We start from the raw sequence: 26,986 nt of genomic DNA on the forward strand, positions 1-26,986 counted from the left end.
TGCCCAGATGTGGGTCAATGCATGGACATTAGAGCTGGAAAAGCTCTAAGAAGAAGCAGTCATTCCGGTCAGGTTCCGCTTTCTGGGTTTGCCGATGGATTACAGCCAGTTCTTCAATACCGCCCTCAACCGCCTGCACGACGAGCGGCGCTACCGGGTGTTCGCCGACCTCGAACGGATCGCGGGCCGCTTCCCGCACGCCACCTGGCATTCGCCGAAGGGCAGCCGCAACGTCGTGATCTGGTGCTCCAACGACTATCTCGGCATGGGCCAGCACCCCAAGGTGGTCGGTGCCATGGTCGAGACCGCGACCCGGGTCGGCACCGGCGCCGGCGGCACCCGCAACATCGCGGGCACCCATCATCCGCTGGTGCAGCTCGAGGCGGAACTCGCCGACCTCCACGGCAAGGAAGCCTCGCTGCTGTTTACCTCGGGCTATGTCTCGAACCAGACCGGCATCTCGACGCTCGCCAAGCTGATCCCGAACTGCCTGATCCTGTCGGACGCGCTGAACCACAATTCGATGATCGAAGGCGTGCGCCAGGCCGGCTGCGAACGCCAGATATTCCGCCACAACGACGTCGCGCATCTCGAGGAGCTCTTGATCGCCGCCGGTCCCGACCGGCCGAAGCTGATCGTCTGCGAGAGCCTTTATTCGATGGACGGCGACGTCGCACCGCTCGGCAAGATCTGCGATCTCGCCGAGCAATACGGCGCCATGACCTATCTCGACGAAGTGCATGCGGTCGGCATGTACGGCCCGCGTGGCGGCGGCATCGCCGAGCGCGACGGCGTGATGCACCGGATCGATATCGTCGAGGGCACGCTGGCAAAAGCCTTCGGCTGCCTCGGCGGCTACATTGCAGGCCGCGCCGAGGTCATCGACGCGGTGCGCTCCTATGCGCCGGGCTTCATCTTCACGACCGCGCTGCCGCCGGCAATCTGCTCGGCCGCGACGGCTGCGATCCGGCACCTGAAGACCTCGAACTGGGAGCGCGAGCGCCACCAGGACCGTGCCGCCCGCACCAAGGCGATCCTGACCGCCGCCGGCCTGCCGGTCATGTCGAGCGACACCCATATCGTGCCGCTGTTCGTCGGCGATCCCGAGAAGTGCAAGCGGGCCTCCGACCTGCTGCTCGAGGACCACGGCATCTACATCCAGCCGATCAACTATCCGACGGTCGCCAAGGGCACCGAGCGCCTGCGCATCACGCCCTCGCCCTACCATGACGACGGCCTGATCGACGCGCTGGCCGAGGCGCTGCTCCAGGTCTGGGACCGGCTCGGCCTGCCCCTGCACCAGAAGTCGCTGGCCGCCGAGTAACCCTATCCGTTTCCGACCCCGAATTTGGGCCGGCCGTGCATCGCGCGGCCGGCCCTTTGCGTTATAATCCTGACAACCGGCCCTTCCCCAGCGGCCGGGACAGGAGATGAGCAGCGATGCTGCACGACTGGGGCGTAATCGCCACGGCGTTCGCCTACATCGGATTGTTGTTCTTCATTGCCAGCCGCGGCGACCGCAGCTCGCCGGGCGAGCGCGGCCGCGCCAGCCAGTGGATCTACCCGCTGTCGATGGCAATCTACTGCACCTCCTGGACCTTCTTCGGCTCAGTGGGCTTTGCCACCCGCACCAGCATCGACTTCCTGGCGATCTATGTCGGCCCGATCGTGATGGTCGGGCTTTGCACGCCGCTGCTGCGTCGGGTGATCGCGCTCGCCAAGTCGCAGAACATCACCTCGATCGCCGACTTCATCGCCGCGCGCTACGGCAAGAGCCAGGCGGTGGCGGCGACCGTGGCACTGATCGCGATCATCGGCTCGGTGCCCTACATCGCGCTGCAGCTCAAGGCGGTGGCGGCGTCGCTGGAGACCATCCTGAGCGAGGACCAGGCGTTCTCGAAAATCCCCGTGATCGGCGACATCGCGCTGATGGTCACGCTGGCGATGGCGGTGTTCGCGGTGCTGTTCGGCACCCGCCACACCGACGCGACCGAGCACCAGCACGGCCTGATCCTCGCGATAGCGGCCGAGTCCATCGTCAAGCTGGTCGCCTTCATCGCCGCCGGCGCTTTCGTCACCTTCTGGATGTTCTCGCCGGTCGAGCTCTACGAGCGCGCCCTGAAGACGCCGGAGGCGGTGCGCGCGATCGAATATGTCCCGTCGATCGGCAATTTCCTGATCATGACGCTGCTGTCGTTCTGCGCGGTCATGCTGCTGCCGCGCCAGTTCCATGTCAGCGTGGTGGAGAATTCGACGCCCGCCGAAGTCACCCGGGCGCGCTGGCTGTTCCCGCTCTACCTCATCGCCATCAACCTGTTCGTGATTCCGATCGCGATCGCAGGCCTCGTCATCTTCCCGTTCGGCGCGGTCGATGCCGACATGTTCGTGCTGGCGCTGCCGATCGAGGGCAATTCGCAATTGCTCAGCCTCGCCGTGTTCGTCGGCGGGCTGTCGGCGGCGACCGCGATGGTGATCGTCGAATGCGTCGCGCTGTCGATCATGGTCTCCAACGACATCGTGCTGCCGCTGGTATTGCCGCGCAGCGACGACGCCAGCGCCGGCCAGAAGGACTTTGGCGATTTCCTGCTGAAGGCGCGCCGCTTCTCGATCTTCGCCATCATGGTGCTGGCGTATTTCTACTATCGCGCGCTCGGCAACACCCAGCTGGTCGCGATCGGCCTGCTGTCGTTTGCCGCGATCACCCAGCTGGCGCCGGCGTTCTTCGGCGGCCTGTTCTGGCGCAGAGCCACCGCACGCGGCGCCATGGCGGGCATGCTGGTCGGCTTCGCGACGTGGCTCTACACGCTGTTCATCCCGAGCTTCCTGGAAACCTCGACCGCCGGCCTGATGCTGCTGCAGCACGGGCCGTTCGGGATCGAGGCGTTGCGGCCGCAGGCGCTGTTCGGCGCCGACCTGCCGCCGCTGCTGCACGGCGTGCTGTGGAGCCTTGCGCTCAACATCCTCACCTATGTGCTGTTCTCGCTGGCGCGCGCGCCGTCCTCGATCGAGTTGTTGCAGGCCGACGTGTTCGTGCCCAACGCGCTGGCCCCGATCGCGCCCAGCTTCCGGCGCTGGCGCACCACGGTGACGGTGGAGGATATCCAGAGCACGGTGACGCAATATCTCGGCCCCGACCGCACCCGCGAGGCCTTCGCCTCCTTCGCCGTCGACCGCAACATCGTGCTGCTGGCGTCGGCTCCGGCCGATTTCGAGTTGCTGCAGCATGCCGAGCGGTTGATCGCCTCCTCGATCGGGGCCGCGTCCTCGCGCCTTGTGATGTCGCTGCTGCTGCAACGGCGCACGGTGTCGGCCAAGGCCGCGCTGAAACTGCTCGACGACTCCCACGCCGCCCTGCACTTCAACCGCGAGATCCTGCAGACCGCGCTCAATCACGTGCGCCAGGGCATCGCGGTGTTCGACGCCGATCTGCAGCTGATCTGTTCCAACCGCCAGTTCTCCGAATTGCTGGGGCTGCCGCAGCATCTGGTGCAGCTCGGCATCCCGCTGTCCGAAATCCTCGAATTCATGGGCGCGATCAGTCCGCCTGCGTCCGGCGACGGCGACAGCCTGCTGCAGGCCCGCCTGCGCGCCTACACCACTGAGGGCGAGCCTTATCTGGAACGCTTCACCGACCGCCATCTGGTGATCGAGGTGCGTGCCAACCGCATGCCGGGCGGCGGGCTCGTCATCACCTTCTCCGACGTCACGCCGAGCTTCGAGGCGGCGGAGGCGCTGGAGCGCGCCAACGCGACGCTGGAAAAGCGGGTGCGCGACCGCACCGAGGAGCTGACGCGGCTGAACTCGGAGCTCGCGCTCGCCAAGGGCATCGCGGAAGACGCCAACGCCTCCAAGACGCGGTTCCTGGCGGCCGCCAGCCACGACATCCTGCAGCCGCTCAATGCGGCGCGCCTCTACGTCACGAGCCTGGTCGAGCGCCAGAACGGCGGCGAGGATTCCCGCCTGGTCGAGAACATCGACGACTCGCTCGAGGCGATCGAGGACATCCTGGGCGCGCTGCTCGACATTTCCAGGCTCGATGCCGGCGCCATGACGCCGGCGATCACGAGCTTCCGGATGGCCGACCTGATGCGCTCGCTGGAGATCGAGTTCATGCCGATCGCCCGCGACAAGGGCCTCGACCTGCGCTTCGTGCCGTGCTCGCTGCCGGTCGAATCCGACCGCTCGCTGCTGCGCCGGCTGCTGCAGAACTTCATCTCCAACGCGATCAAATATACCCCGCGCGGCCGCGTCTTGATCGGCTGCCGCCGCCGCGGCACCACGCTCCAGATCAGCATCTTCGACACCGGCGTCGGCATTCCCGTGCAGAAGCGCGGCGAGATCTTCAAGGAGTTCCACCGCCTCGAGCAGGGCGCCCGGATCGCCCGCGGCCTCGGCCTCGGCCTGTCGATCGTCGAGCGGCTGGCGCGGGTGCTCAACCACCGCATCGCGATCTCGGCCAATGTCAGCGGCGGCTCGGCGTTCTCGGTCACCGTGCCGGTCGCGACCGCGGTCAACCATACTGCGGCCGTCACCACCGCCACGCCCCTGTCGAAGACGCCGATGAGCGGCTCGCTGATTGTCTGCATCGAGAACGATCCCGCCATCCTCGACGGCATGAAGACGCTGCTGACGGCGTGGGACGCCGAGGTGATCGCGGTGCTCGACGCCGACGGCGCGATCAGCGCGATCGAGGCCGCCGGTGGCCGCGTCACCGGCGTCCTGGTCGACTACCATCTCGACCGCGGCAACGGCGTCGCCGCGATCCGCGAGATCCGCCGCCGCTTCGGCGACGGCATTCCGGCGATCCTGATCACCGCCGACCGCAGCCCTGCGGTGCGCGCCGCCGCGCGCGAGGAAAACATCGCGGTGCTGAACAAGCCGGTGAAACCCGCCTCGCTCCGCGCCCTGCTCGGACAATGGCGCACCCAGCAGATGGTGGCGGCGGAGTAGCGCGCGGCGGCGCAATCCGGGCGCGCATCTCGCATTGGATCATGATGCGACTGGATCGAATCGCATCATGAAGGCACGGCAAAGACACGGCGCTCCCTCCCGCAAGCGCGTGAGGTGAAGCGAGCCTGCGCAGTGGCCGGCTCAACTGAAAATCACATGCTCCAGCAAGATCGCCAAGCGTCGGTTCAGTTCGGTCCCATTCCGGCCGACGCCGGGTGCCCTGGCACCTGAAAGCGCTTGCCTGTGTCGGTGACGTTGGTTCCGTCGACCTTGAGGATCGAGAAATCCTGGCTGAGGTAGTTCCCGACCAGGATGTATTTTCCGTCAGGCGTGAAGACCGCGGCCTCAGGCAGTCCGCCGACTTCGATATCTCCGGTCTTGGTCACTTTCTTGCCGTCGATCTTCAGGACCGAGACGCTGCCGTTCTTCTCATGGAAGAACGCATTCTTCATGTTCGAGCCGCGCAGGATCACCGAGACTGCGAGATCCCCCTTCGGACTGACGCCAAGCCCCTCCGGTCCATCGCCGACCACCACGCGATCGATGATGCGCGGCGGCTTCGCTTCGAGATCGATGACGCTGGCCGTGTCGACGCTGCCGTCCGACGCGCCTGAGTTGCCATTGTCCGACGTCAACGCGATCTTGCTGTTCGGGGTCACCGCGACGTTGTAAGGCCATTGGCCGGCCGGCAGGTCTATCTTGGCGTAGGTGACTTTGTCGCCGGCGATATCGAGCACCGATATCTTGTGCCCGGGAAAACGCGCGACCAGCGCGTGCTTGCCGTCTGGCGCGAACGCGACATGTGCGACACTGTCTGGCATCGATATCGTGTCGGTGATCTTGACGTCAGTGCCGTTGACCGAAAGCACGCTGATCGAATTGTCCCCGCGGTTGGCAACCAACGCCATCTTGCCATCGGGACTGAAGCTCAACCCTGATGGCTGCTTTCCGCCGGCAATGGTCGCTGCCAGCTTGGGCGGGGTCGCCTTGAGATCGATCACATAGATCTTGTTATCCGGCACCTGCTTCAGAGCGTCGCCTTCCTTCACCACGTCGACCGAATCAGCGACCAGCGCCACCGTTCCGGTCGGATCGATAGCGACGTTGACCGGGGGGCCGACTACCGAGTTCTTCAATGGGAGAGAAGCCGCAATCTTCGGGTTCTCGGGATCGGCGAGATCGATGATCAGCACTTGATCCTTGCCGGGCGCTGACAGCACCGGCTTGCCGTCGTCGTCCCACAACAGCTTCTCGTCCAGGCCGACGATCATGAAGGGCTTGGCCTGAGCGCAATTGAAAGAGCTGGTACCGAGAAGGATTGCCGCAGCCAGAGATAGTCCGGCGACGCGAGTGACGGAAATCATGGCGTTCTCCCCAAAAGCACGCGGCCTCTCACGGGCCGATGCCGGACAGGATACTCGGTTTTCGACCGATGCGCAGTTTGAATGGGATCTGGATGGCTTCGCGAAAGCGTGCCATCGGGCGCTTTCGCGCCCCTTTTTTCAATGCCGTGGCCCGAGCCCGGCGATCACAGCTGGAGTTGCTCGGGACTACGTCGGCGGCGTGCCCTGGCGCCACTGGCCGCCGGCGATCTTGGCGGCGGCGATCACGGCTTGGGTGCGGCTTTCGACGCCGAGCTTCTGCAGGATCGCCGAGACATGGGCCTTGATGGTGGCTTCTGAGACGCCGAGCTCATAGGCGATCTGCTTGTTGAGCAGCCCCTCGGACAGCATCATCAGCACCCGCACCTGCTGCGGGGTCAGCGTCACCAGCCGGTCGCGCAGCCGCGTCATGTCGGGATCGCCGGCCGCCGACAGATCGGTGTCCGGCGGCACCCAGACGTCGCCCTCCATCACCTTCATGATGGCATCCCGCAGCGTCTCGACGCCGAAGCGCTTGGGGATGAAACCGGAAGCGCCAAAGTCGAGCGAGCGGCGGATGGTCCCGGCATCGTCACTGGCGGATACGATCACCACCGGGATCGCCGGATACTGCGCCCGCAGATAGATCAGGCCGGAGAAACCGCTGATCCCCGGCATGCTCAGGTCCAGCAGGATCAGGTCGACCTCGGAGTCCCGTTCCAGCAGCGCGGTCAGATCCTCGAACGATCCGGCCTCGCTGATCGTGGCCGAACTCACGACGCTCGACACCGCCTGACGCAACGCATCGCGGAACAGCGGATGGTCGTCGGCGATGACAAGATGAGTATTGGCAGCAGCAGTCATCTCAGTCCCACAAGCGGGCTTTAGGCAAACCCGCGTCGCTCGGTTTTCGCCCGCGCGGCAGTATCACGCAAGCGCTTGATAATACCAGATGCCAACGCGGTTAACCCGCGCAGCTTGTGCGCCGCAATAGACGCCTGCGGAGGCGTTCCATCCTGCTCTTCCTTCAGAAGATAGGTTCGATCCTGAAAAGGCCAAAAGTCTTATTGGGGCGGGTTTCACTGCGATGTTACCTTCATCTCAAGCCGAGGGCCTATTCGGGCCTCACCCGCCAGCCGGGGGCGAGCATGGCAGCAATATTTCGGGGGGAGCAATCCAGATGTCCACTATGACTGCAACTTCGGCGCGGCCCGCCGGCATGACAAAGGATGAGCGTTTCGTCATCCTCGCGTCGTCGCTCGGTACCGTGTTCGAGTGGTACGACTTCTATCTCTACGGTTCGCTGGCCGGCATCATCGGCGCGCAGTTCTTCTCGGACTATCCGCCGGCGACCCGCGACATCTTCGCGTTGCTGGCATTCGCCGCGGGCTTCCTGGTGCGCCCGTTCGGCGCGATCGTGTTCGGCCGGGTCGGCGACATCGTCGGCCGCAAATACACCTTCCTCGTCACCATCCTGATCATGGGTCTGTCGACCTTCATCGTCGGCCTGTTGCCCAACGCCAAGACCATCGGCATCGCGGCGCCGATCATCCTGATCTCGCTGCGTCTGCTGCAGGGCCTCGCGCTCGGCGGCGAATATGGCGGTGCCGCGACCTATGTCGCTGAGCATGCCCCGCCCGGCAAGCGCGGCTACTACACCTCGTTCATCCAGACCACGGCAACGCTTGGACTGTTCCTGTCGCTGCTGGTGATCCTGTTCACGCGAACCCTCACCGGCGAAAAGGACTTCGCCGACTGGGGCTGGCGCATTCCATTCCTGGTGTCGGTGCTGCTGCTCGGCATCTCGGTCTGGATCCGGCTGCGGCTGAACGAATCGCCGGTGTTCCAGCGGATGAAGGAGGAGGGCAAGACCTCCAAAGCGCCGCTGACCGAGGCCTTCGCGACCTGGAGCAACGCCAAGATCGTGATCCTCGCGCTGCTCGGCCTGACCATGGGCCAGGCGGTGATCTGGTACACGGGCCAGTTCTACGCGCTGTTCTTCCTGCAATCGATCCTGAAGGTCGACGGCTACACCGCCAACCTGCTGATCGCCTGGTCTCTGTTGCTCGGCACCGGCTTCTTCCTGGTGTTCGGCGCGCTGTCGGACAAGATCGGCCGCAAGCCGATCATCCTGGCCGGCTGCCTGATCGGCGCACTCACGCTGTTCCCGATCTTCAAGATGATCACGACCAACGCCAATCCGGCGCTGGAGAAGGCCTATGAGACGGTCAAGGTGCAGGTGGTTGCGGATCCGGCCGGCTGCGGCGATCTGTTCAACCCGGTCGGCACCCGCGTCTTCAGCGCGCCTTGCGACACCGCCCGCGCCTTCCTTGCCCAATCGTCGGTGAAATATTCGACGGTGCCGGGCCCGGCCGGCTCGCCGGTAAAGATCCTGATCAACGACAAGGAAGTGCCGTACACCGACGCCAAGACGTCGAACCCCGCAATCCTCGCGGCGGTGCAGGCGGCGGGCTACCCGAAGCCGGGTGACGCCGGCATCGTGAAGATGTCGCACCCGTTCGATGTCTTCCGTCCGCAGGTGGCCTCGGTCATCGGCCTGCTGTTCATCCTGGTGCTCTATGTCACCATGGTCTACGGCCCGATCGCCGCCATGCTGGTCGAACTGTTCCCGACCCGCATCCGCTACACCTCGATGTCGCTGCCCTATCATATCGGCAACGGCTGGTTCGGCGGCCTGCTCCCGGCGACCGCGTTCGCGATCACCGCCTCGACCGGCGATATCTACTCCGGTCTCTGGTATCCGGTCATCTTCGCCGCAATCACCGTCGTGGTCGGCGCGCTGTTCATTCCGGAAACCAAGGACGTCGACATCACCAAGACCTGACCGTCGACATCGCGATCAAATCAAACTGCATCGGCCGCGGAGCGATCCGCGGCCGATGTCATTTGGAGGCCACGTCTTGAAAGACAGGTCGCGCGCGTCAGCGCGTGGCGCCGATGAATTGCAGCACGATCTCGCGCCGGTGCGGACGGGCGCGATGCTCGATCAGATAGATGCCCTGCCAGGTGCCGAGCGCCATCTCGCCGTCGAGCACGGGGACCTGCAGCGAGGTCGCCGTCAGCATGGTCTTGATGTGCGCCGGCATGTCGTCAGGGCCTTCGGTGTCGTGACGCCAGCCGCCGTCTTCGGGCGCTGCGCGGTCGAGCGCCGTCTTCAGATCGACCAGCACGGTCGGATCGGCATTCTCCTGGATTGTCAGCGAGGCCGAGGTGTGGCGGATGAACAGCGTGACCGCACCCTCGCCGGCACGCGCCTCGCGCAGGAATTTGGCGACCTCGCGCGTGATGTCGGTAAAGCCGGCGCCCGACGTTTCGACCGCCAGGCGCGACGACACGATGCTGGTTGCCGCGACGGAGGATGGCGCCGAGTGCGACATTTGCTTCGATGAACTCATCTTACCTCTAGACCGTCGTCCCGGCGAAAGCCGGGACCCATAACCACCGATGTTCATTGGTTACGCGAGATATCAACTCCGAGTCGTCGAAATCGAGAGGCTACGGCGTATGGGTCCCGGCTTTCGCCGGGACGACGCTGGAGAGACAGCGCCAGCACAACATCAAATCTTGCCGCCATTGACGTCGCGCTGCACGCGGTTGGCCATCTCGATCAGCCGCCGCCAGGCCCGTTCCAGGAACGACATCATGCGATCCATGTCGCGGTCGCTCGGCAGCGGGATCTCGATCTTGCGCTCGCCCTCGGCGACCTTGGGCTCGCTCTTGGGCTCCGGCTTCTTCAGCTGATCGGATTTCGGCAACGCTTCGTCGGTCTTGGCGGACGGTGCGCGCGCGGCGAGCTCACCCTTGAGCCTGTCATTGTCGGCTTGCAGGCGCCCGACCTCGGCGTCCAGCGCCGCCCGTTCGTCCGGCACCATGTAACAGGCCCAGCCGGCGCTGGAATTGGTGCAGGTCGACACCGCGCCGGTGCGCGTGTCGAGCCGCAGGAAACCATCGCCGGCGGGTGATAAGGCGTAGCGGCCATTTTCGGTGTCCGGCGCGGTTTGCGCGATCGCCGCGCCGCCGCTTGCGATCAGGATAGCAGCAATTGCGATGGACAATTTCGACGGCGACATCGCGATGGGCATGGCTTGCTCCGCCTCAACCTGATTCCTGCCCTAGACCACAGAGCTATAGGGCTTGCGGCCCGACTTCAACGCGTCTTCAAGCAATTCGATCCGGTCCTGGCCCCAGAACACCTCGCCATCGAGCACATATCCGGGCGAGCCGAACACGTCGGCGTCCAATGCATTCTGGCGATTCTGCTCATAGGCCGCGCTGATCGCTTCAGTGCCGGAGCGCTCCACCAGCTGCCGGCCGGGCAAACCGGCATCGTCGGCGAGCTTCACCAGCGTCGCAGGATCAGCAAGATTAAGCTGCTGCTCCCACACCGCGGGATAGGCCCGTTGCAGGAACGGCTCGGGGTCGAGGCCGGCCTCGAGCATCGCGATCACCACGCCATCGGCAAGGCGCCCGTTGAACGGCCAGTTGGCCGGCTGCAGATGAAAATTCAGCCCGCGCTTGTCGCGCCAGCGCTGCAACTCGATCATCCGATAGCGCTGCCGCACCGGATGGCGCTTGGCGAGCGGCAGTCCGCCGGTCTCGGAGAACAGATCGACCAGCAGCACAGGCCGGTAATTTACCTTGAGATCGTAAGTGCTTACGAGTCGAACGAAGGGCTTGTGGCCGATATAGGCCCAGGGGGATTGCAGCGAGAAGTAGTAATCGATCTGGCGCGACATGCGGAACCTGACTGCGTGAGAGGACGGGACTTTCGGCGATCCCAGCAGAGCGGGAATAGCCACGCAATATCGCTCAATGCCACGCAAGCTGTTGCACTGCGATCACTGCGTCACTCTGACCTTGAATATCTCCAAATAAAACCAGCAGAATCAAAGCAATAACTGGTTACGACGCAATCTTGACTTGATTAGACGCGGTAAGTATGGTCCGCGCGGCTTTTGACGGGGACGGGCGCAATTTCCATCATCCGCGGCATCGGTTAGTGTTTCCAGCATGGCTGAGAACACCAACGACGGCGCAAATGGAAGTCGCGATCAATCGCCTCCTGACGAAGCTGCGCTTTCCGCAAGGCTCGGAAGTCTCGATCATCGGTTGTCAGAAATTCGCGACAGCCGCAGGAGCAAGACTGATCAATCCGGTAATGAAAGCGGGGACAGTGCGGCCAGAGCTTCGGCTATGGCGCTCGGTTTTCGTCTTTCCTCGGAGCTGATCGCGGGCGTTGCCGTCGGAGCGGCGATTGGCTGGGGGTTCGACCGTTTGCTGTCGACGTCGCCATTCGGCTTCATCGTGTTAACGCTGCTCGGCTTCGTCGCCGGGGTGGTCAACGTGGTGAGGTCCGCGGGCGTGGCCTCGGGCAAGCGCTGAGCGCTGGCGGGAAGTCACGACATTTGAAATTCGATTACCGGCACGATAGCCGGTGGACCAAGAGCCGCGCGGATGAAAATCGACCCGATCCACCAGTTCAATATCGAGCCCCTCTTCACGCTCGGCCACATCGGCAATCACACGATCGCCTTCACCAATTCCTCGCTCTTCATGCTCATCGCGGTGCTGCTGATTGCGCTGCTGATGCTGGCGAGCGGCCGGGAACTGGTTCCGGGACGGCTGCAGTCGGTCGCCGAGATCTCCTACGAGTTCGTCGCCACCACGATTCGCAGCACGGCCGGCGCGGAAGGCATGAAGTTCTTCCCGCTGATCTTCTCGCTCTTCATGTTCCTCTGCGTCTCGAACCTGGTCGGCGTCATCCCCTACACCTTCACGATCGCGAGCCACCTGATCGTCACCGCGGCGCTTGCGCTTTTGGTGTTCTTCACCGTCCTGATCTACGGCGTCTACAAGAACGGCCTGAAATTCTTCAGCATCTTCGTCCCCCACGGCGTTCCGATCTACATCCTGCCGCTGGTCATGTTCATCGAGATCCTGTCGTTCTTCCTGCGGCCGGTCTCGCACAGCGTTCGTCTGTTCGCCAACATGCTGGCCGGCCACATCGCATTGAAGGTGTTCGCGGGCTTCGTCGCGATGCTCGGCTTCTCGCTGGGCGCGCTCGGCTGGGTTGGCGGCGTGCTACCGCTGGCGCTCACGATTGCGCTGTATGCCCTCGAACTGCTGGTCGCGTTCCTGCAGGCCTACGTGTTCGCGATCCTGACCTGCATCTACCTCAACGACGCCATTCATCCGGGACACTAAGCGGTCCGGGGAATCTCCACCCACCAATCTGTCTATCTTTCTCAAGGAGCTACATATGGAACCGGCAGCAGCAAAACTTATCGGCGCGGGCATCGCGTGCATCGGCATGGGCGGCGCGGGCGTCGGCGTGGGCATCATCTTCGGCAATTACCTCGCCGCTGCGGTGCGTAACCCGTCGGCCGCTCAGGGCCAGTTCGGCAACCTGATCTTCGGCTTCGCCGTGACCGAAGCGCTCGGCATCTTCTCGCTGCTGATCGCGCTGCTCCTGCTGTTCGTTCCGCTCTGAGCGGCACGCCGGTTCCGCTCTGCGGTAACCCGGTTCCGCTTTGCGGTAACCCCTTCGCGCCGCCCAAGGTTCGTTCCAAGGGCGGCGCGCATGACAGCAACAGGAGAACACCATGGCTGAGAGTCATGGCGAGGCAAAAGGCCAGAAAGCCGGCGCCCACACCGAGACCGACGGCGGACATCACGGCGGAGCCTTTCCGCCGTTCGATTCGTCCAACTTCGCCTCGCAGCTGGTGTCGCTGGCGATTGCATTTGTCGCGCTCTACCTGATCGTGTCGCGTATCGCCCTGCCGCGCGTCGGCGGGACGATCGATGCACGTCAGAACAAGATCGAGGGCGATCTGGCCGAGGCGCAGAAGCTGAAGGACGAGTCCGACGCGGCGCTGAAGGCCTACGAGAGCGAACTGGCGAATGCGCGCGCCAACGCGCAGGCGATCGGCATCGAGACCCGCGAGAAGCTGAACGCGGCCTCGGAAGCCGAGCGCAAGGCGCTGGAAGAGAAGTTGGCGGCAAAGCTCGCCGACGCCGAGAAGCAGATCGCAACGACAAGGACCAACGCCATGAGCAACGTCCGCGGCATCGCGGCGGATGCGGCCGGCGCCATCGTCCAGCAACTTGCCGGCGTCACGCCGGACGCCAATGCGGTCAACAGCGCCGTCGACGCGTCGTTGAAGGGATAGACGATGTTTTACGAACCGGAAACCTGGGTTGCGATCGCCTTCGTCCTTCTGCTGGTCGTGTTCGGCTATCTCGGCGTTCATCGCACCCTGCTGACGGCGCTCGACCACCGCGCCGAGCGCATCAAGGCCGAGCTGGAAGACGCCCGCCGTCTGAAGGACGAGGCCAACAAGCTGCTCGGCGAGTACAAGGCGCGCCGCGCCAGCGCGGAGCGCGAGGCCGAGGAGATCATCTCCAACGCCAAGGCCGAAGCCGAGCGGATCGCGGCCGAGGCCAAGACCAAGATGGAAGATTTTGTCGCGCGGCGGACCAAGACCGCCGAGAGCAAGATCGCCCAGGCCGAGGCCCAGGCCGTGGCCGATGTCCGCGCCGCCGCGGCCAACGCCGCGGTGACGGCCGCCTCGACCATCCTGTCGCAGTCGGTCAAGGGCTCGGTTGCCGACGACCTCGTCGGCAAGGGCATCGCCGAAGTCCGCTCCAAGCTGAACTGACGCGATCTGAACTCCTTAAAAAAGGCCGGCGCGAGCTCATCGCGCCGGCCTTTTGTTTTGTCCAAATTCGTCCGTTTGACGCGTTTTCTTCACGCGAACCGGCGTCCACTTCGCTCGAAAACGCGCTGTTACTTCTTCTTGTGTGGCGCGCGGGCCTTGGGCTCCGGCTTCAGGGCCTGCGGGTCGAAGCCGATATAGAAGATGTAATTGTCGTTGTCGGCCGGAGACGGCGCCGGATAGACGACGTCCTCGGCGACCAAGCTGAATGGCACGCTGCCGCTTTCGTCCATCTGCACCGTGGTGGTGTAGGCCTTGGTCATGATGGTCTTCTCGCCGACGCCGCCCTGCACCACGGCAACGCGCAGCGGCACCTGAATGCTCGGTGGCGCGCCCTGGGGACCGACAATGATCCGCCCCTGAATACCGATCTTGGCCGTGATCTGGCCGCTGTTCAGATTGCATTGCCGCGCCGTGCGCGTGATCGAGGCCAGGAACTTGACGTCGTTGCCGACCGCTTCCTTGCCGTTCGCGGCCACCGAATAGGTCGAGGCTCCGGAGCGGATCTGCACCGGCGGGCAGGTCAGTTCGGCGTCGGCATCGTTGAGCTGCTGCGGCGCTGCGGGCGTCGCCGGCTTGTCCTGGTCGGACGAGCCGCCGCCGAACAGGCTCTTGAAGCGGTCGCTCAGCGACTGCGCAGGAGCTGCCGAAGGCAACAAAGTGGCACCGAGACCGATCGATACCGCCGCTGCGAGCGCGAACCTGATCACCCTTTCACCCATCAATATCCTCAAATTTCCCAACCGGGGTTCCCTGTGTTGCGGCCGTTATAGCAAGGCAATGGCGGCGAACCCAAGGCATCGAGGGTGGCACCGCCATCCACAAAAAGGCTTACGGATCAGCCGCGGAAATCCTCGTGCAGCAGGCCGAACAGCAGATGGTCTTGCCAGATCCCGTTGATGCAGAGATAGCGCCGCGCCAGGCCCTCGCGGGTGAAGCCGCACTTCTCCAGCACGCGGATCGACGAGGCATTGGAGGGAATGCAGGCCGCCTCGATGCGGTGCAGATTGAGCTCGCCGAACAGCGAGGGCAGCAGCACCCGCAGCGCCGTCGTCATGTAGCCGCGATGGGCATGCGGCAGCCCGACCCAGTAGCCGATCGTGCCGGCCTGCACGATGCCGCGCCGCACATTGGCGAGCGTGATGCCGCCGATCATCACCCCGTCCGATTCGCGGAAGATGATGAACGGATAGGAGCGGTCGGCGGCGATATCCTCGGTGTAGCGGCGCAGCCTCCGGCGGAAGCCGGCGCGGGTCAGGTCGTCGGAGGGCCAAATCGGTTCCCATGGCGTGAGATAGGCGCGGCTGAATTCGCGCAATTGCGCCCATTGCGGGAAATCCGACATCTGCGGCGCGCGCAGCAAGAGCCCGTGACCGCGCGGCATCAGTGCAGCGGGTCCATTGGACGGCAAACGAAACAGGGCCATGGCCCAACACTCCCCGCCACTTCTCCCTCGCCCCGCCCTTGCGGGGAGAGGGTCGGGGTGAGGGGTCTTACCGCAGATTCGGTCTTGCGGCTCTACCCTCACCCGAAGCCTTCGGCCATAGCTGAGGCTCCGCCTCGGCGTATGTCCGTCAACGGCCGCCGGTAGGCGGCCTATGCTCTCCCCGCAAGCGCGGGGCGAGGTAAGCAGAATTCTTAATGCAGCAGCGTCTTTGCCTTCGAATTCGTCAATCCTTCCGCAAAAGCCACCGCCGTGTCCAGACCCCTGCCGCTGCCGAGCGCGACAACGGCGGGCCGGCTGCGCGCCAGCAGGGCACGGGCGGCGTTGCGGCTCGATTCGACGCTGACCGCGTCGATTCGGGCCACCAGTTCTTCCACCGTCTGCGGCCGGCCATAGGCTAGCACATGGCGTGCCAATTGTTCGGCCCGCGATGAACAGCTTTCCAGCGCCATCAACAGGCCGGCCTTCATCTGCGCCTTGGCGCGGGCGACCTCGGCCTCGGTCAGGGTTTCGACCGCGTCGTTGATGACGTCGACGATGACTTCCATCATTTCCGGCGCATCGGCCGGATCGGTCCCGGTGTACAGGCCGAAGAAGCCGGTGTCGGTGTAGGGCGCGTGGAAGGTATAGATCGAGTAGCACAGCCCGCGCTTCTCGCGCACCTCCTGGAACAGCCGCGACGACATCCCGCCGCCGAGCGTGTTGGTGAAGACCTGCAGCGAGAACAGCGACGGGTCGGTCTGCGGCACGCCTTCGAGCGCCAGCGTCAGATGCGCCTGCTCGAGATCGCGATGCACCACCCGCGAGCCGCCCTTGCCGAACATCGCAACCTGCGGCTTCGGCGCCGGGGTGGCGTCGAAGCTCGCAAACTTCTGCGTGACGTCCTCGACGATCCGCGCGTGATCGACCGCGCCGGCGGCCGCGACCACCATGTCGGGGGCGCGGTAATGCGTCGAGAGATAGCCGCGCAGCATGTCGCGATCGAAGACCTTCAGCGTCTTGGCGGTGCCGAGCAGCGAGCGCCCCATCGGCTGCTCCGGATAGCAGAGCTCGTTGAGATGCTCGAACACGACGTCGTCGGGCGTATCCTGCGCCGCGCCGATCTCCTGCACGATGACGCTCTTCTCGCGCTCCAGCTCGTCCGGCACGAAGGACGGGTTGGCGAGGATGTCGGACAGCACGTCGAGCGCCAGCGGCACGTCGGCCTTCATCACCCGCGCATAATAGGCCGTGGTCTCGGTCGAGGTCCCGGCATTGAGGTCGCCGCCGACCGCCTCGATCTCCTCGACGATCTCGCGCGAGGAGCGCCGCGCCGTGCCCTTGAACGCCATGTGTTCGAGCAGATGCGAGATGCCGTGCTCGTTCGGCTTCTCGTCGCGCCCGCCGACGCCGGCCCAGACCCCGAGCGCCGCGGTTTCCAGATGCGGCATGGTGTCGGTGACGATTGTCAGTCCGCTCGGCAGCTTGGTGATTTCAACGCCCATCAGGCAACTCCCTGCTTGGCAGCACGGCTGACCGACAGCACGAAGCGCTCGACCTCGGCGGAATCATTCTTCATGACCGTGATGTGTTCGGATTTGCTCATCAGGCCTCCGAGCCAGACCGGCAGCTGCGGACGCACCCCGCAGGCGGCTTCCACCGCGTCGGGGAATTTGGCCGCGTGCGCGGTCGACAGCACGATGTTCGGGATCCTGGAATCCGAGGTGTCGCGGTCGGCGACCGCGAGCGCCACCGCGGTGTGGGGATCGACCAGATCGCCCGCCTCGCGCCAGGCGGCGCGGATCGCGGCCGCCGTCTCGGTCTCGTCGGCGCGGCCGGCGTCGAACTCACGGCGCACGGCGGCCAGCGTCGCATCCGGCAGCACGAAACGGCCGGACTGCTTCAGCGAGGCCATCAGGCGGCGGACCTGATCGGCGTCGCGGCCGCTCGCCTCGAACAGCAGCCGCTCGAAGTTCGACGACACCTGGATGTCCATCGACGGCGACGTCGTGGCGTGTACCTCGCGCACCTCGTAGATGCCGGTCTTCAGCGTGCGCGCCAGGATGTCGTTGACGTTGGCGGCGATGCGCAAGTTCCGGATCGGCAGCCCCATCCGCTTGGCGACATAGCCCGCGAAGATGTCGCCGAAATTGCCGGTCGGCACCGTGAAGTCGACGGTGCGCTGCGGCGAGCCGAGCGCGACCGCCGAGGTGAAGTAATAGACCACCTGCGCGACGATGCGCGCCCAGTTGATCGAGTTGACGCCCGACAGCGCCACCTGGTCGCGGAAGCGATGGTTGTTGAACATCGCCTTCACCAGCGCCTGGCAATCGTCGAAGGTGCCTTCGATCGCGAGCGCGTGGACGTTGGCGGCGCCGGTCGTCGTCATCATGCGGCGCTGCACCTCGGAGATGCGGCCGTTCGGGAACAGCACGACGAGGTCGACATTGTCGAGATTGGCAAAAGCCTCGACCGCGGCGCCACCGGTATCGCCCGAGGTCGCGACCACAATGGTGGTGCGCTGCGCGCGCTTGGCCAGCACGTGATCCATCAGCCGCGAGATCAGCTGCATCGCGACGTCCTTGAACGCCAGCGTCGGCCCGTGGAACAGCTCGAGCAGGAACTGGTTCGGCCCGGCCTGGTCGAGCGGCACCACCGCGGGATGGCGGAAGGTGGCATAGGCCTCGTTGGCCATGCGGCCGAGCTCGGCGTCGGAAATCTCGCCGGCGACAAACGGACGGATGATCTCGACCGCGACCTCCCAATAGGGACGGCCGAAGAAGGTAGCGATGGTCTCGGGCGACAGCTGCGGCCAGGTCTCGGGCACGTAGAGCCCGCCGTCACGGGCAAGCCCGGTCAGCATCACATCGCAGAAGCCAAGCACCGGGGCCTCACCCCTGGTCGAAATATACCGCGTCAAACCGCCCTCCAAAGGCTTCGATCCGAGCCTTAAGCCTTTGATATCATGGAATTATCGAGTTCGCTCCATGCGACCCGAACGGTTCACCATAGAAGATCGGACCAGCAATGGGTAGCCCGAAGCGCGCGCTTCGGGGTCGCGGGGTGAGTGACAAGGGGTATCGCTCGCGACCGACCGCCAGCTGCGCCGCATTCACCAATGTCGTCCTGGCGAAAGCCAGGACCCATATGTGGACGGCCCCCGTGGCACAAGAGCTGTTTGGTGAGATCGGATCGCTTGCATCCATATGTCCGGCCTGTTGGGTGCGATCGAATGGATCGCTGGCCAAGATGGTTTGCGCGATGCGAGTTCCAAACAACCACGCGGCCTGTTGGCGGCCGATGGGTCCTGCGGACTGTCTCGCATCGTTGCTCGATCGATCGCTCCATCTGCTCTTGCAGCTCCGGTCGGCCGGCGAGCGAGCCCGCCGGCTAATCGATTAGGCGGCGGCTGTCATGGGATTCATCCGTGCCGCCTCGTAACTCTCGCCCGTTGCCATCAGCTTCCAGGCGATACGGGCCACTTTGTTGGCGAGCGCCACGGCCGCAAGCTTCGGCGGCTTGCGCTTGATCAGGGCCAGCAGCCAGCGCGAGTGATGACCGCGTCCCCGCCTGGCCTGCTGGATCACCGCTGTGGCCCCGACCACCAGCAGACGGCGCAAGTTCTCATCGCCAGCCCGCGTGATCTTGCCAAGCCTGGTCTTGCCAGCGGTGGAGTGGTCCTTGGGTGTCAATCCCAGCCAGGCCGCAAAATGACGACCAGAACGGAACGTGCGCGGATCAGGTGTCTTCATCACCAGCGCGGTTGCAACGATCGGACCGACCGAGGGGATCTGAGCCAAGCGCCGGCCCGTGGCATCGGCGCGGTGCCAGGCCATCAGCTTGGCCTCAACCGCCTCCAACTCACCCTCGAGCCTGACGCGCTCCCGGCCCAGCACCACAAACAGCTCGCGCGCCAGAACCGGAAGCGTCTCGTCCTGCGCAATCCGCACCAGCAGGGGTTCGATCGCGTCCAGTCCCTTGGGGGCGATCAGGCCATACTCCGCCGCGTGGCCGCGTATCGTATTGGTCAGCTGGGTGCGCCGGACGATCAATCCGTCGCGGACACCCATCAGCATCAGCGCGGCCTGCTGCTCGGCCGTCTTCACCGGCACGAAGCGCATGCTCGGCCGGCTCATCGCTTCACACAGGCCTTCTGCATCCCGCCCGTCATTCTTGTTCCGCATCACGTAGGGTTTGACCAATTGCGGTGCCATCAGCTTCACCTCGTGACCGAGCTTGGAAAGCTGACGCGCCCAATGTTGCGAAGCCCCGCAGGCCTCCATCCCGATCACAGTCGGCGGCAATTTGGCGAAGAACTCCAGCACTTGTTTGCGCGACAGCTTCTTGCGCAGCACCACCTGCTCCGCCGCATCAACCCCATGCAGCACAAAAATATACTTCGACGTATCAATCCCAATGCGGATAATCTGGTTCACGGACGGCTCCCTTGTATGAGATCTAGACAACCTCATTCTGGCACACTGATGCCGTAGGGGGCCGTCCACACCATCAGCCACCGTCTTCGGTGATGAGCGGGATCGCGGCCCGGTGTCGCTCAACAATTGAGATTTGGGGTACTGGGTCCTGGCTTTCGCCAGGACGACGATGAGGACGGTTCGTGATTCAAGAGGTCAAACACCGCGGTGTCATCATGCGCGCATGCGGGTGATCCAGTATTCCAGAGGCTGTCGTTGCTTGAGCCGATGGGCCGCGGCGTACCGAGTCGCCCGCAACTACCGGTGTCGTCCCCGCGTCTTTCGCAGGGACGACAGCAAATGTGTGGTGCTGCTTGTGAGTCATAATCACGCGTTCTCGCGACATCCGCGCGCGAGGGGTGCACGTCAATCAGCCTGGGTCGCGCCATCCACTAACCGCTCGGCGGCGCCAGCGGCTGCACGATCTCCCGGAACGGCGGCAGCGCCTCGCAGCGCGCGGCGTGGGCCTTGAGCGCCGGATAGCGCGCGTCGAACAGATGCGGATGCGCCTCGCCGGTGAAGCGCAGCGCGCAGGCCACCGCGATGTCGGCATGGCCGATGCGATCACCCAGCCAATAAGGCGTCTGCACCGCCGCGCGCTCCTGCTCCAGCACCGCGAGCACGCCCGCGACCTGCGCCTCGCAGCGCTCGACCCAGAGCTTCAGCTGCTCCTTGCGCAGCACCCGCTCATAGACAAGGCTCACCGCCTTGTCGGCAAGCCCGGTCGCCAGCGCCGTGATGCGCAGATCCTTGCGCCGCTCCGGCCCCGAGCGCGCGATCATCGCCTTGTCCGGCCCGACCAGCTCGTCGAGATAATCCAGGATCGCACTACTCTCGATCAGCGCCTCGCCGTCATCGAGCACTAGCGTCGGCACCCGCCGCACCGGATTGTAGGCCGCAACCTTCTCCGCATCGCCGAAGGTCGACCACGGCTTGTGCTCGAACGGCAATCCATAGAGCCGCAGCGCGATCGCGGTGCGGCGGACAAAGGGCGAGTCGTACTGGCCGATCAAAAACATCTGTCATCTCGTCGGTCATGCCGCAGGAGGCCGTGCCTCGAAAGCAGAGCTTTCGAAGTGTGCGGCCACGCCGGGTCAAAGGTTGCGCTTTGCACCATCGTAGATGGGCCGCGCCGCATTGCAACCGGATCCTGATCCGGTCCGTTAGGCGAGCTATGCAATCACCGGCACGTGCCTCGCCGCATCGCGCGGCAATTTGCCGTCGAGCCTGGGATCATCGGCCACTTCGATCTGCCGCAGGAACGGACGGAAGCCGGAGCGCTGGTAGAATGCGACGGCCGAGGGATGGTCGAAGGTGCAGGTGTGCACCCAGACGCGGCTGACGTCGCGTGACCAGGCGATCTCGAGCGCGCGGTTCATCAGGAAGCGCGCGGCGCCGGTGCCGATGAATTTTGCGGTGACGCCGAAATAGAGCAGCTGGCATTCGCCGGGCACGCTGAAATCGAGTTCGAGCAGGCCTTCATCCTGGCCGTCGACGGCCAGCCCGTAGAGCTCGTTGCCGGGGGCGTGAATCCTCGAAGCGAGATCGGCGTCTTCGAGCCCGGTGCGGGTGAACCACAGCCACTCCTCGCCGACCCGGCGATAGATATCGCGATACCAGTCGAGCGCGGGCGGATCGACCTTGCGCAGGCGCCACGCGCCGGGCGGGTCGACGCGCAGCGGCGGACGCGCGGTCATTTCCAGATGGGTGACGACGGCAGCGATCTTGCCGTGGGGGATGTCGGAGTAACCATCGGGCAGCAGCATCGCGCGACCTCTGTTTGCAGGCTGTCGGCGGGACATAACCGCACGTCGCCGCAGATGCAATGCAACGCTGCACGCAATGCCTGGTCAGGAGAAGCAGACGAGGTAATCCGCCGCATCCGCCGCTCCTCATTCGAGCGGCCAGGTCCAACGAGCGGGATAAACCAGTTTGAGCGCGCTTTGAGGGAGGGCTCCCCAGGCCCTCCCGTACCCGGTTAGTTGCCGACCCACACGTTGCCGTTGGCGTCGAAATCGTTCTTCGGGTTGTAGCCGGACTCGCGAAGACTCCGCATGCGCATCGCGCGGTCGCTGACATCGCCATTGAGACTGGCGTTGGCATTGAGCACGGCAGGACTTAGTGCTGTACCCATCACGAGACGCTGGTGGGTCCGGTGTTGTGCCGTGCGTCCATCCGCGAATGCCGCCGTGGACAGAGAAACAACTGCGAGCGAAACAAGAATGATTTTCGTCATGGTCAGCTCCTGTGAAGTAACCAGCTGAGCTTTCAATCGCTTCCAGAAAATGCGTGCTCGCGCCGGATGTGAGAACCGTCACAGGCCGGCGGCGATCACGATCGGTCAGACTAGCAGGCAGAAGGCGACGCTTCTTGGACGCCCGCGCACAGCGTCGCGGGAAGTCCGTGCGCAAATCGCAAACGTCAACTTGTAGTGATCCAGATGCGCCGCCGCGTTGATGGCACAAAGTGAATAGTGGCTGACCGCCGCAGTCCGCGTCGGCATTCGCACCGATGAGTCCCGGGTCGCGCTTCCGCTTTCACTCTTCGAGTTCGGCGAGACAAGTGTTGACCCGGGACGACATTACAGTTTGTGGCGCAGCCGATGAGACGTACTCGCTCCCTCACCTCGGCGCCAGCGTGATCGCTTCCGCGGTTGCGGCTACGGCCGTGCCGAACACTCGGTGTCGTCCCGGCGAAGGCCGGGACCCATAACCACCAATGCCGATTGCTTTGCGGTGCTGGGGCCACAGCGCCGTTCAACGACGCAATCCTGTGGTAATGGGTCCCGGCTTTCGCCGGGACGACGTTGGAGTTTGTGGCGCAGCCGGTGAGACGTACTCGCCCCTCACCTCGGCGTCAGCGTGATCGCGTCAGCGGTTGCAGCTTCCACGGCGCCACGGCTGTAGAGCAGCGGCACGTACTGGCCCGTCGCCCATAGCGGCGCGAGGTCGCGGTAGTGGCCGCTGAAGGGATCGCCGGATTGGCCCGGCGTGTTGACGGCGCGGCTCGCATCCCAATTGCCGACATCGAGCACCATGCGGAATGAAGCGCCGGAGATCAGATGATAGTCGGAGCGGCGATAGGTGGCGGCGCGCGGCACGTTGGCGGCGCCGCCGAAGGCGAGCGGGCCGACCTGCATCTGCGCCGCGGTTGCCTTGTCGGCGAGCGGCATTAGCGCGTGATTGAATTGCGCGACATGCAGCCGGCCCCAGCGCCAGGTCGACGCATCGGGGCCGAGCTTGTCGGCAACATCAGCGACCGCCTCGCCGAGACTGTCGCGCAGCACGCGGTCGCGCTCGGTTGAGGGATCGCTGCCGAGGGCGGCGTCGGGCTTTTCGAGATAGCCGACAATGGCGGAGATGCTGGAGGCCTCCGGCGCGATCAGCTCGGCCGCCTTCGGCGCGGTGGTCTTGAGCAGCACCGGGCCGAGATGGTTTGCGATCCACACCTCATAGACCGCGGCGGCTGCGCTGTCGGCCGCGTCGCGCGCATCCCACGCCTTGAGCAGATCAAGGCCCTTCTTGACGTTCACATCATCCGACGTGAGCGGCTTCAGCAGCGCGACGAGGCGCCGCGCGAGCATGCCGGTGTCGTCGTTCTGCAGCGCCATCGCGTCCGCCAGCGTCACCTTGCTGTTGGCCTGCAGCACCTCGGTGATGCGCTGCCAGCGCGCGCTGTCGGCCCATTCGAATCCGACCCTGCGCTCACCCACCGGATAATCCGCCGGCAGGTTCATCTGGTTGGCGGTGGCGATAAAGCCCTGCTTCGGCTGATACAGCTTCGGCAATTCGTCGAGCGACAGAAAGCCCTGCCACTCATAGCGGCCGTCGCCGGGCACCGGCATCAGGCCGTCGAAATTGGCTCGGCGCGGCGTCTTGCCGGCGGCGACCCAGCCGATATTGCCTGACGTGTCGGCATAGACCTGGTTCTCCGACGGCGCGCCCCAGCGCCGCATCGCGCCGAGGAAGCCGTTCCAATTCTTCGCCGTCATGTAGTCGGACGAGCCGAAATAGGCCGAGGTGCCCGGCTCGAACCAGATCGAGCGCACCGCGAACGCATGCTTGTTGTCGGCGTCGACGAAGATCACCGGGCCGTGGCGGGTGAACCTCAGCTCGAGGTCGCGGTCGGCCTCGCCCTTCACCGCTTCCTTCTCATGCACGATCCGCATGTCCTCCCAGCCGCTGCCGTAGCGGTACTGGTTCGGATTGTCGGGATTGAGCTCGTAGACGTAGAGGTCTTCCTGATCGACGTTGAAGATGGTCAGCCCGAACGCGATGGTGTCGTTGTGGCCGATCGAGATGCCCGGCAGCGCCGGCTCGCCGGCACCGATCACGGAGATGCCGGGTGCGTTGAGCCCGACGATGTAGCGCAGCGACGGCACCGAGTGCTCGCGATGCGGATCGTTGGCGAGGATCGGACGTCCGGTCGCGGTGCGCGATGCCGCGATCACCCAGTTGTTGGAGCCGATGGTGTCGCGCTGCTGGTCGGCCTCGGCGAGGTAGGTGTCGGGATCATGCGCCAGCGCCGCCTTCTGGTCCTTCGGCGCGGCGAACTTCACCGGCCGCGTGGCAAGGTCGTAGGCGGCGAGTACCGCCTTCGGCACGCTGCAGGGATCGAGCCCATCGGGGATCCTGGTGGTCCAGGTGGGCTCCAGCTTGACGCGGAAGCGATCGGCATCGAGGCCTGCAGCGCAGGCGACCCGCGAGCGCTTCACCTCGGAGGCGACATTGCGGGTCAGGCCATGGCTGCGGACGCGCACGACATCCTCTGCCGACCACAAATCCGGCATCGTGCCTGCGATCCTGAACTCGATCGGCAGCGCGCGCTTGCCCGCCTGGACGTCGGCGACATAGGCGTTGACGCCGGCGACGAACGCCTCCGCATAGGATTTCGCCTTCGGGCCATAGGCGGCCCATTCCGCATTCATGTCGCCGCGATAGAGGAACAGGCGCAGCGCCTTGTCCTGCTCGGCATAGGCAGGGCCGAAATCCTTCGCCAAGAGGCCGAGCCCGCGCTTGCGCCAGAGATCGATCTGCCAGAGCCGATCGCGCGCGGCGTTGAAGCCCTGCAGGAAGAACAGGTCGTGCTCGTTGCCGGCATAGATGTGCGGGATGCCCCAGACATCGACCAGGATCTGCCCCGGCGCCTTCAGCCCGGCGACGTCGGTCTTGACCTCGCGCGCCGCGACGAGCGGGCTCGGCTTCTCACGCGCGGTGGCGGGAGCGGCAAGTATTGCGGCGCAGAGTGCGGCGGCGAGTAGCGTGGTGACGCGGTTGAGATCCGTGTTCATGTTGTTCTCCGATGGTTGTTATTGATTGTTGCGCGCACTTGGCGAGATTGAGCGGCAGCCGCAGCGGCGCCGCTTGCTTGGTGTGGAGAGAGCCCCCACCCGTAGCGCATCTGATGATGCGCTACAACCTAAGAGCGAGCTTCGCTCGTCTCGACCCCGCTAGCGGGAGAGGTGCAGCGAGCTTGCCGCAGCATCAGTTCATCATTCCCCCTCGTCGCTCGCCAGCACGCCCTTCACGGCGCGGGCCCAGCCGGCGAGCTTGCGCTCGCGCGTCGCCTGGCTCATCGCCGGCCTGAAGCGGTGCTCGAGCCGCCAGTTGTCGGCGAACTTGGCGGGCTCCGGATAGACGCCGGCATCGAGGCCGGCGAGATAGGCGGCGCCGAGTGCGGTGGTCTCCTGGATCATCGGACGGTCGACCGGGGCGTTGAGCAGATCGGCGAGCCGCTGCATGGTCCAGTCCGAGGCGGTCATGCCGCCGTCGACGCGCAGCACGGTGTTGGCGGCGTTGGCCTCCGGCCAGTCGGTGCGCATCGCGGCCCACAGATCGAAGGTCTGGTAGCACACGCTCTCCAGCGTCGCATGCGCGAGCTCGGCCGGGCCGGTGTTGCGGGTGAGCCCGAACAGCGCGCCGCGCACGCGCGGATTCCAGTACGGCGCGCCCATGCCGACGAAGGCGGGCACCAAATAGACGCTCTGCATGGAGTCCGATTTGTCGGCAAGCGGTCCGGTCTCGGCGGCGTGCTTGATGATGCCGAGCCCGTCGCGCAGCCACTGCACCGCGCTGCCGGCGACGAAGATCGAGCCCTCGAGCGCGTAGGTGCGCTGGCCGCCGAGCTGGTAGGCGATGGTGGTGAGCAGCTTGTTCTTCGAGGCCACCGGCGTGGTGCCGGTGTTGAGCAGCGCGAAGCAGCCGGTGCCGTAGGTCGACTTCATCATGCCGGGCTCGAAGCAGGCCTGGCCGATGGTCGCGGCCTGCTGATCGCCGGCAATGCCGGAGATCGCGATCGGGCCGCCGAACAGATCGGCGGCGCTCTCGCCGAAGCGGGCGGAGGAATCCCTCACTTCGGGAAGCATCGAGCGCGGCACGCGCAAGAGGTTGACGAGGTCGTCGTCCCAGGCGCCGGTGTGGATGTTGAACAGCAGCGTGCGCGAGGCGTTGGTGGCGTCGGTGGCGTGGACTCGCCCGCCGGTGAGCCGCCACAGCAGATAGCAGTCGACGGTGCCGAACAGCAGCTCGCCGCGCTCGGCGCGCTCGCGCGCGCCCGGCACGTGATCGAGGATCCAGGCGACTTTGGTGCCCGAGAAATAGGGATCGATGATCAGACCGGTCTTGGCCGAGATCGCCGGCTCATGGCCCTCGGCCTTGAGTTTTGCGCAGATGTCGGCGGTGCGGCGGTCCTGCCAGACGATGGCGCGGTGCACGGCCTGTCCGGTGGCGCGGTCCCACACCACGGTGGTCTCGCGCTGGTTGGTGATGCCGATCGCGGCGATGTCCTTCGCCTTGAGGCCGGCCTTCTCCAGCGCCTCGCGGCACACCATCACGGTCGAGGTCCAGATGTCCTCCGGCTCGTGCTCGACCCAGCCGGAGGCGGGGAAATGCTGCGGAAACTCCTGCTGCGCGACGGCGGCGATGGAGATGTCGCCGCGAAACACCATGGCGCGCGACGATGTGGTGCCCTGATCGATGGCCAGCACGAAAGACATGAGCGTTTCCCTTAAACAGCTTCATCCCGAGAGGGATCGGTGCAGGC

At 65.0% G+C, this 26,986-nt stretch carries 23 protein-coding genes; 8 read left to right on the plus strand and 15 right to left on the minus strand.

Annotated elements, in window-relative coordinates; translation table 11 throughout:
• The first annotated feature begins 94 nt into the window (after window positions 1-94).
• Window positions 95-1,324 (plus strand): 5-aminolevulinate synthase, encoded by a 1,230-nt coding sequence (gene hemA, locus ACVIHF_RS31250; protein WP_057019433.1) that lies wholly within the window; start codon window positions 95-97, stop codon window positions 1,322-1,324.
• Window positions 1,325-1,440: 116 nt separating this feature from the next.
• A complete protein-coding gene (locus ACVIHF_RS31255) occupies window positions 1,441-4,950 on the plus strand; it encodes a PAS domain-containing hybrid sensor histidine kinase/response regulator (protein WP_310883236.1) in 3,510 nt (1,169 codons plus the stop codon).
• Between the two features lie 185 nt (window positions 4,951-5,135).
• Here ACVIHF_RS31255 and ACVIHF_RS31260 read toward each other — a convergent pair whose 3' ends face one another.
• Both ACVIHF_RS31260 and ACVIHF_RS31265 read right to left on the minus strand, forming a co-directional pair.
• The gene (locus ACVIHF_RS31260) at window positions 5,136-6,314 is read right to left on the minus strand and encodes a YncE family protein (RefSeq protein ID WP_456793053.1); all 1,179 of its coding nucleotides are present in this window, start codon (window positions 6,312-6,314) and stop codon (window positions 5,136-5,138) included.
• Between the two features lie 186 nt (window positions 6,315-6,500).
• Entirely contained in the window at window positions 6,501-7,175 is a 675-nt protein-coding gene (locus ACVIHF_RS31265; RefSeq protein ID WP_057019436.1) for a response regulator, read from the minus strand.
• A gap of 316 nt (window positions 7,176-7,491) precedes the next feature.
• Here ACVIHF_RS31265 and ACVIHF_RS31270 point away from each other — a divergent pair, with 316 nt between their 5' ends.
• Window positions 7,492-9,156, plus strand: coding sequence for an MFS transporter (locus ACVIHF_RS31270; RefSeq protein ID WP_038384431.1), 1,665 nt, complete (start codon window positions 7,492-7,494; stop codon window positions 9,154-9,156).
• A 97-nt stretch (window positions 9,157-9,253) separates the two neighbouring features.
• Here ACVIHF_RS31270 and ACVIHF_RS31275 read toward each other — a convergent pair whose 3' ends face one another.
• The 3 genes from ACVIHF_RS31275 to ACVIHF_RS31285 all read right to left on the minus strand — a co-directional run bounded on the left by ACVIHF_RS31275 (window position 9,254) and on the right by ACVIHF_RS31285 (window position 11,068).
• Window positions 9,254-9,727, minus strand: a complete 474-nt coding sequence (locus ACVIHF_RS31275; protein WP_253638526.1) for a secondary thiamine-phosphate synthase enzyme YjbQ — start codon at window positions 9,725-9,727, stop codon at window positions 9,254-9,256.
• Between the two features lie 162 nt (window positions 9,728-9,889).
• Window positions 9,890-10,414 carry a hypothetical protein gene (locus ACVIHF_RS31280; RefSeq protein ID WP_456793054.1) on the minus strand — a complete coding sequence of 175 codons (525 nt, stop codon included), beginning with the start codon at window positions 10,412-10,414 and terminating at the stop codon, window positions 9,890-9,892.
• 30 nt (window positions 10,415-10,444) lie between these two features.
• Entirely contained in the window at window positions 10,445-11,068 is a 624-nt protein-coding gene (locus tag ACVIHF_RS31285; RefSeq protein WP_092080173.1) for a 2-hydroxychromene-2-carboxylate isomerase, read from the minus strand.
• Between the two features lie 274 nt (window positions 11,069-11,342).
• On the opposite strand from ACVIHF_RS31285, the gene ACVIHF_RS31290 reads away from it, so the two are divergent.
• From ACVIHF_RS31290 to ACVIHF_RS31310, 5 genes are all read left to right on the plus strand, one after another.
• On the plus strand, window positions 11,343-11,714 hold the full coding sequence (locus ACVIHF_RS31290) for an AtpZ/AtpI family protein (protein ID WP_028338953.1): 372 nt from the start codon (window positions 11,343-11,345) through the stop codon (window positions 11,712-11,714).
• Window positions 11,715-11,786: 72 nt separating this feature from the next.
• A complete protein-coding gene (locus ACVIHF_RS31295) occupies window positions 11,787-12,536 on the plus strand; it encodes a F0F1 ATP synthase subunit A (RefSeq protein WP_016847053.1) in 750 nt (249 codons plus the stop codon).
• A 55-nt stretch (window positions 12,537-12,591) separates the two neighbouring features.
• A complete protein-coding gene (locus tag ACVIHF_RS31300; protein ID WP_016847054.1) occupies window positions 12,592-12,822 on the plus strand; it encodes a F0F1 ATP synthase subunit C in 231 nt (76 codons plus the stop codon).
• 112 nt (window positions 12,823-12,934) lie between these two features.
• Window positions 12,935-13,501 (plus strand): F0F1 ATP synthase subunit B, encoded by a 567-nt coding sequence (locus ACVIHF_RS31305; RefSeq protein ID WP_456793055.1) that lies wholly within the window; start codon window positions 12,935-12,937, stop codon window positions 13,499-13,501.
• Window positions 13,502-13,504: 3 nt separating this feature from the next.
• Window positions 13,505-13,990 (plus strand): F0F1 ATP synthase subunit B family protein, encoded by a 486-nt coding sequence (locus ACVIHF_RS31310; protein ID WP_057019441.1) that lies wholly within the window; start codon window positions 13,505-13,507, stop codon window positions 13,988-13,990.
• Window positions 13,991-14,118: 128 nt separating this feature from the next.
• On the opposite strand, the gene ACVIHF_RS31315 is transcribed toward ACVIHF_RS31310, so the two are convergent.
• The 10 genes from ACVIHF_RS31315 to glpK all read right to left on the minus strand — a co-directional run bounded on the left by ACVIHF_RS31315 (window position 14,119) and on the right by glpK (window position 26,939).
• A complete protein-coding gene (locus ACVIHF_RS31315) occupies window positions 14,119-14,769 on the minus strand; it encodes a hypothetical protein (RefSeq protein WP_057019442.1) in 651 nt (216 codons plus the stop codon).
• 116 nt (window positions 14,770-14,885) lie between these two features.
• Window positions 14,886-15,473 carry a GNAT family N-acetyltransferase gene (locus ACVIHF_RS31320; protein ID WP_026191927.1) on the minus strand — a complete coding sequence of 196 codons (588 nt, stop codon included), beginning with the start codon at window positions 15,471-15,473 and terminating at the stop codon, window positions 14,886-14,888.
• Window positions 15,474-15,685: 212 nt separating this feature from the next.
• Window positions 15,686-16,975: a M16 family metallopeptidase gene (locus ACVIHF_RS31325; protein ID WP_076830951.1), complete on the minus strand. Its 1,290-nt coding sequence runs from the start codon at window positions 16,973-16,975 to the stop codon at window positions 15,686-15,688.
• Complete coding sequence (gene thrC, locus ACVIHF_RS31330) at window positions 16,975-18,390, minus strand: threonine synthase (RefSeq protein WP_253606437.1); 1,416 nt, start codon at window positions 18,388-18,390, stop codon at window positions 16,975-16,977. The genes ACVIHF_RS31325 and thrC overlap by 1 nt, the downstream gene beginning before the upstream one ends.
• Before the next feature lie 478 nt (window positions 18,391-18,868).
• On the minus strand, window positions 18,869-19,906 hold the full coding sequence (locus tag ACVIHF_RS31335; protein WP_253605065.1) for an IS110 family RNA-guided transposase: 1,038 nt from the start codon (window positions 19,904-19,906) through the stop codon (window positions 18,869-18,871).
• 431 nt (window positions 19,907-20,337) lie between these two features.
• Window positions 20,338-20,964, minus strand: a complete 627-nt coding sequence (locus ACVIHF_RS31340; protein ID WP_456793056.1) for a glutathione S-transferase family protein — start codon at window positions 20,962-20,964, stop codon at window positions 20,338-20,340.
• A 153-nt stretch (window positions 20,965-21,117) separates the two neighbouring features.
• Window positions 21,118-21,711, minus strand: coding sequence for a GNAT family N-acetyltransferase (locus ACVIHF_RS31345; RefSeq protein WP_310882331.1), 594 nt, complete (start codon window positions 21,709-21,711; stop codon window positions 21,118-21,120).
• A gap of 212 nt (window positions 21,712-21,923) precedes the next feature.
• Window positions 21,924-22,181 (minus strand): hypothetical protein, encoded by a 258-nt coding sequence (locus ACVIHF_RS31350; protein WP_456793057.1) that lies wholly within the window; start codon window positions 22,179-22,181, stop codon window positions 21,924-21,926.
• 609 nt (window positions 22,182-22,790) lie between these two features.
• Window positions 22,791-25,235: a penicillin acylase family protein gene (locus tag ACVIHF_RS31355; RefSeq protein WP_456793058.1), complete on the minus strand. Its 2,445-nt coding sequence runs from the start codon at window positions 25,233-25,235 to the stop codon at window positions 22,791-22,793.
• A gap of 201 nt (window positions 25,236-25,436) precedes the next feature.
• Window positions 25,437-26,939: a glycerol kinase GlpK gene (gene glpK, locus ACVIHF_RS31360; RefSeq protein ID WP_456793059.1), complete on the minus strand. Its 1,503-nt coding sequence runs from the start codon at window positions 26,937-26,939 to the stop codon at window positions 25,437-25,439.
• Window positions 26,940-26,986 lie beyond the last annotated feature (47 nt).

The organism is Bradyrhizobium sp. USDA 4506 (assembly GCF_054058795.1).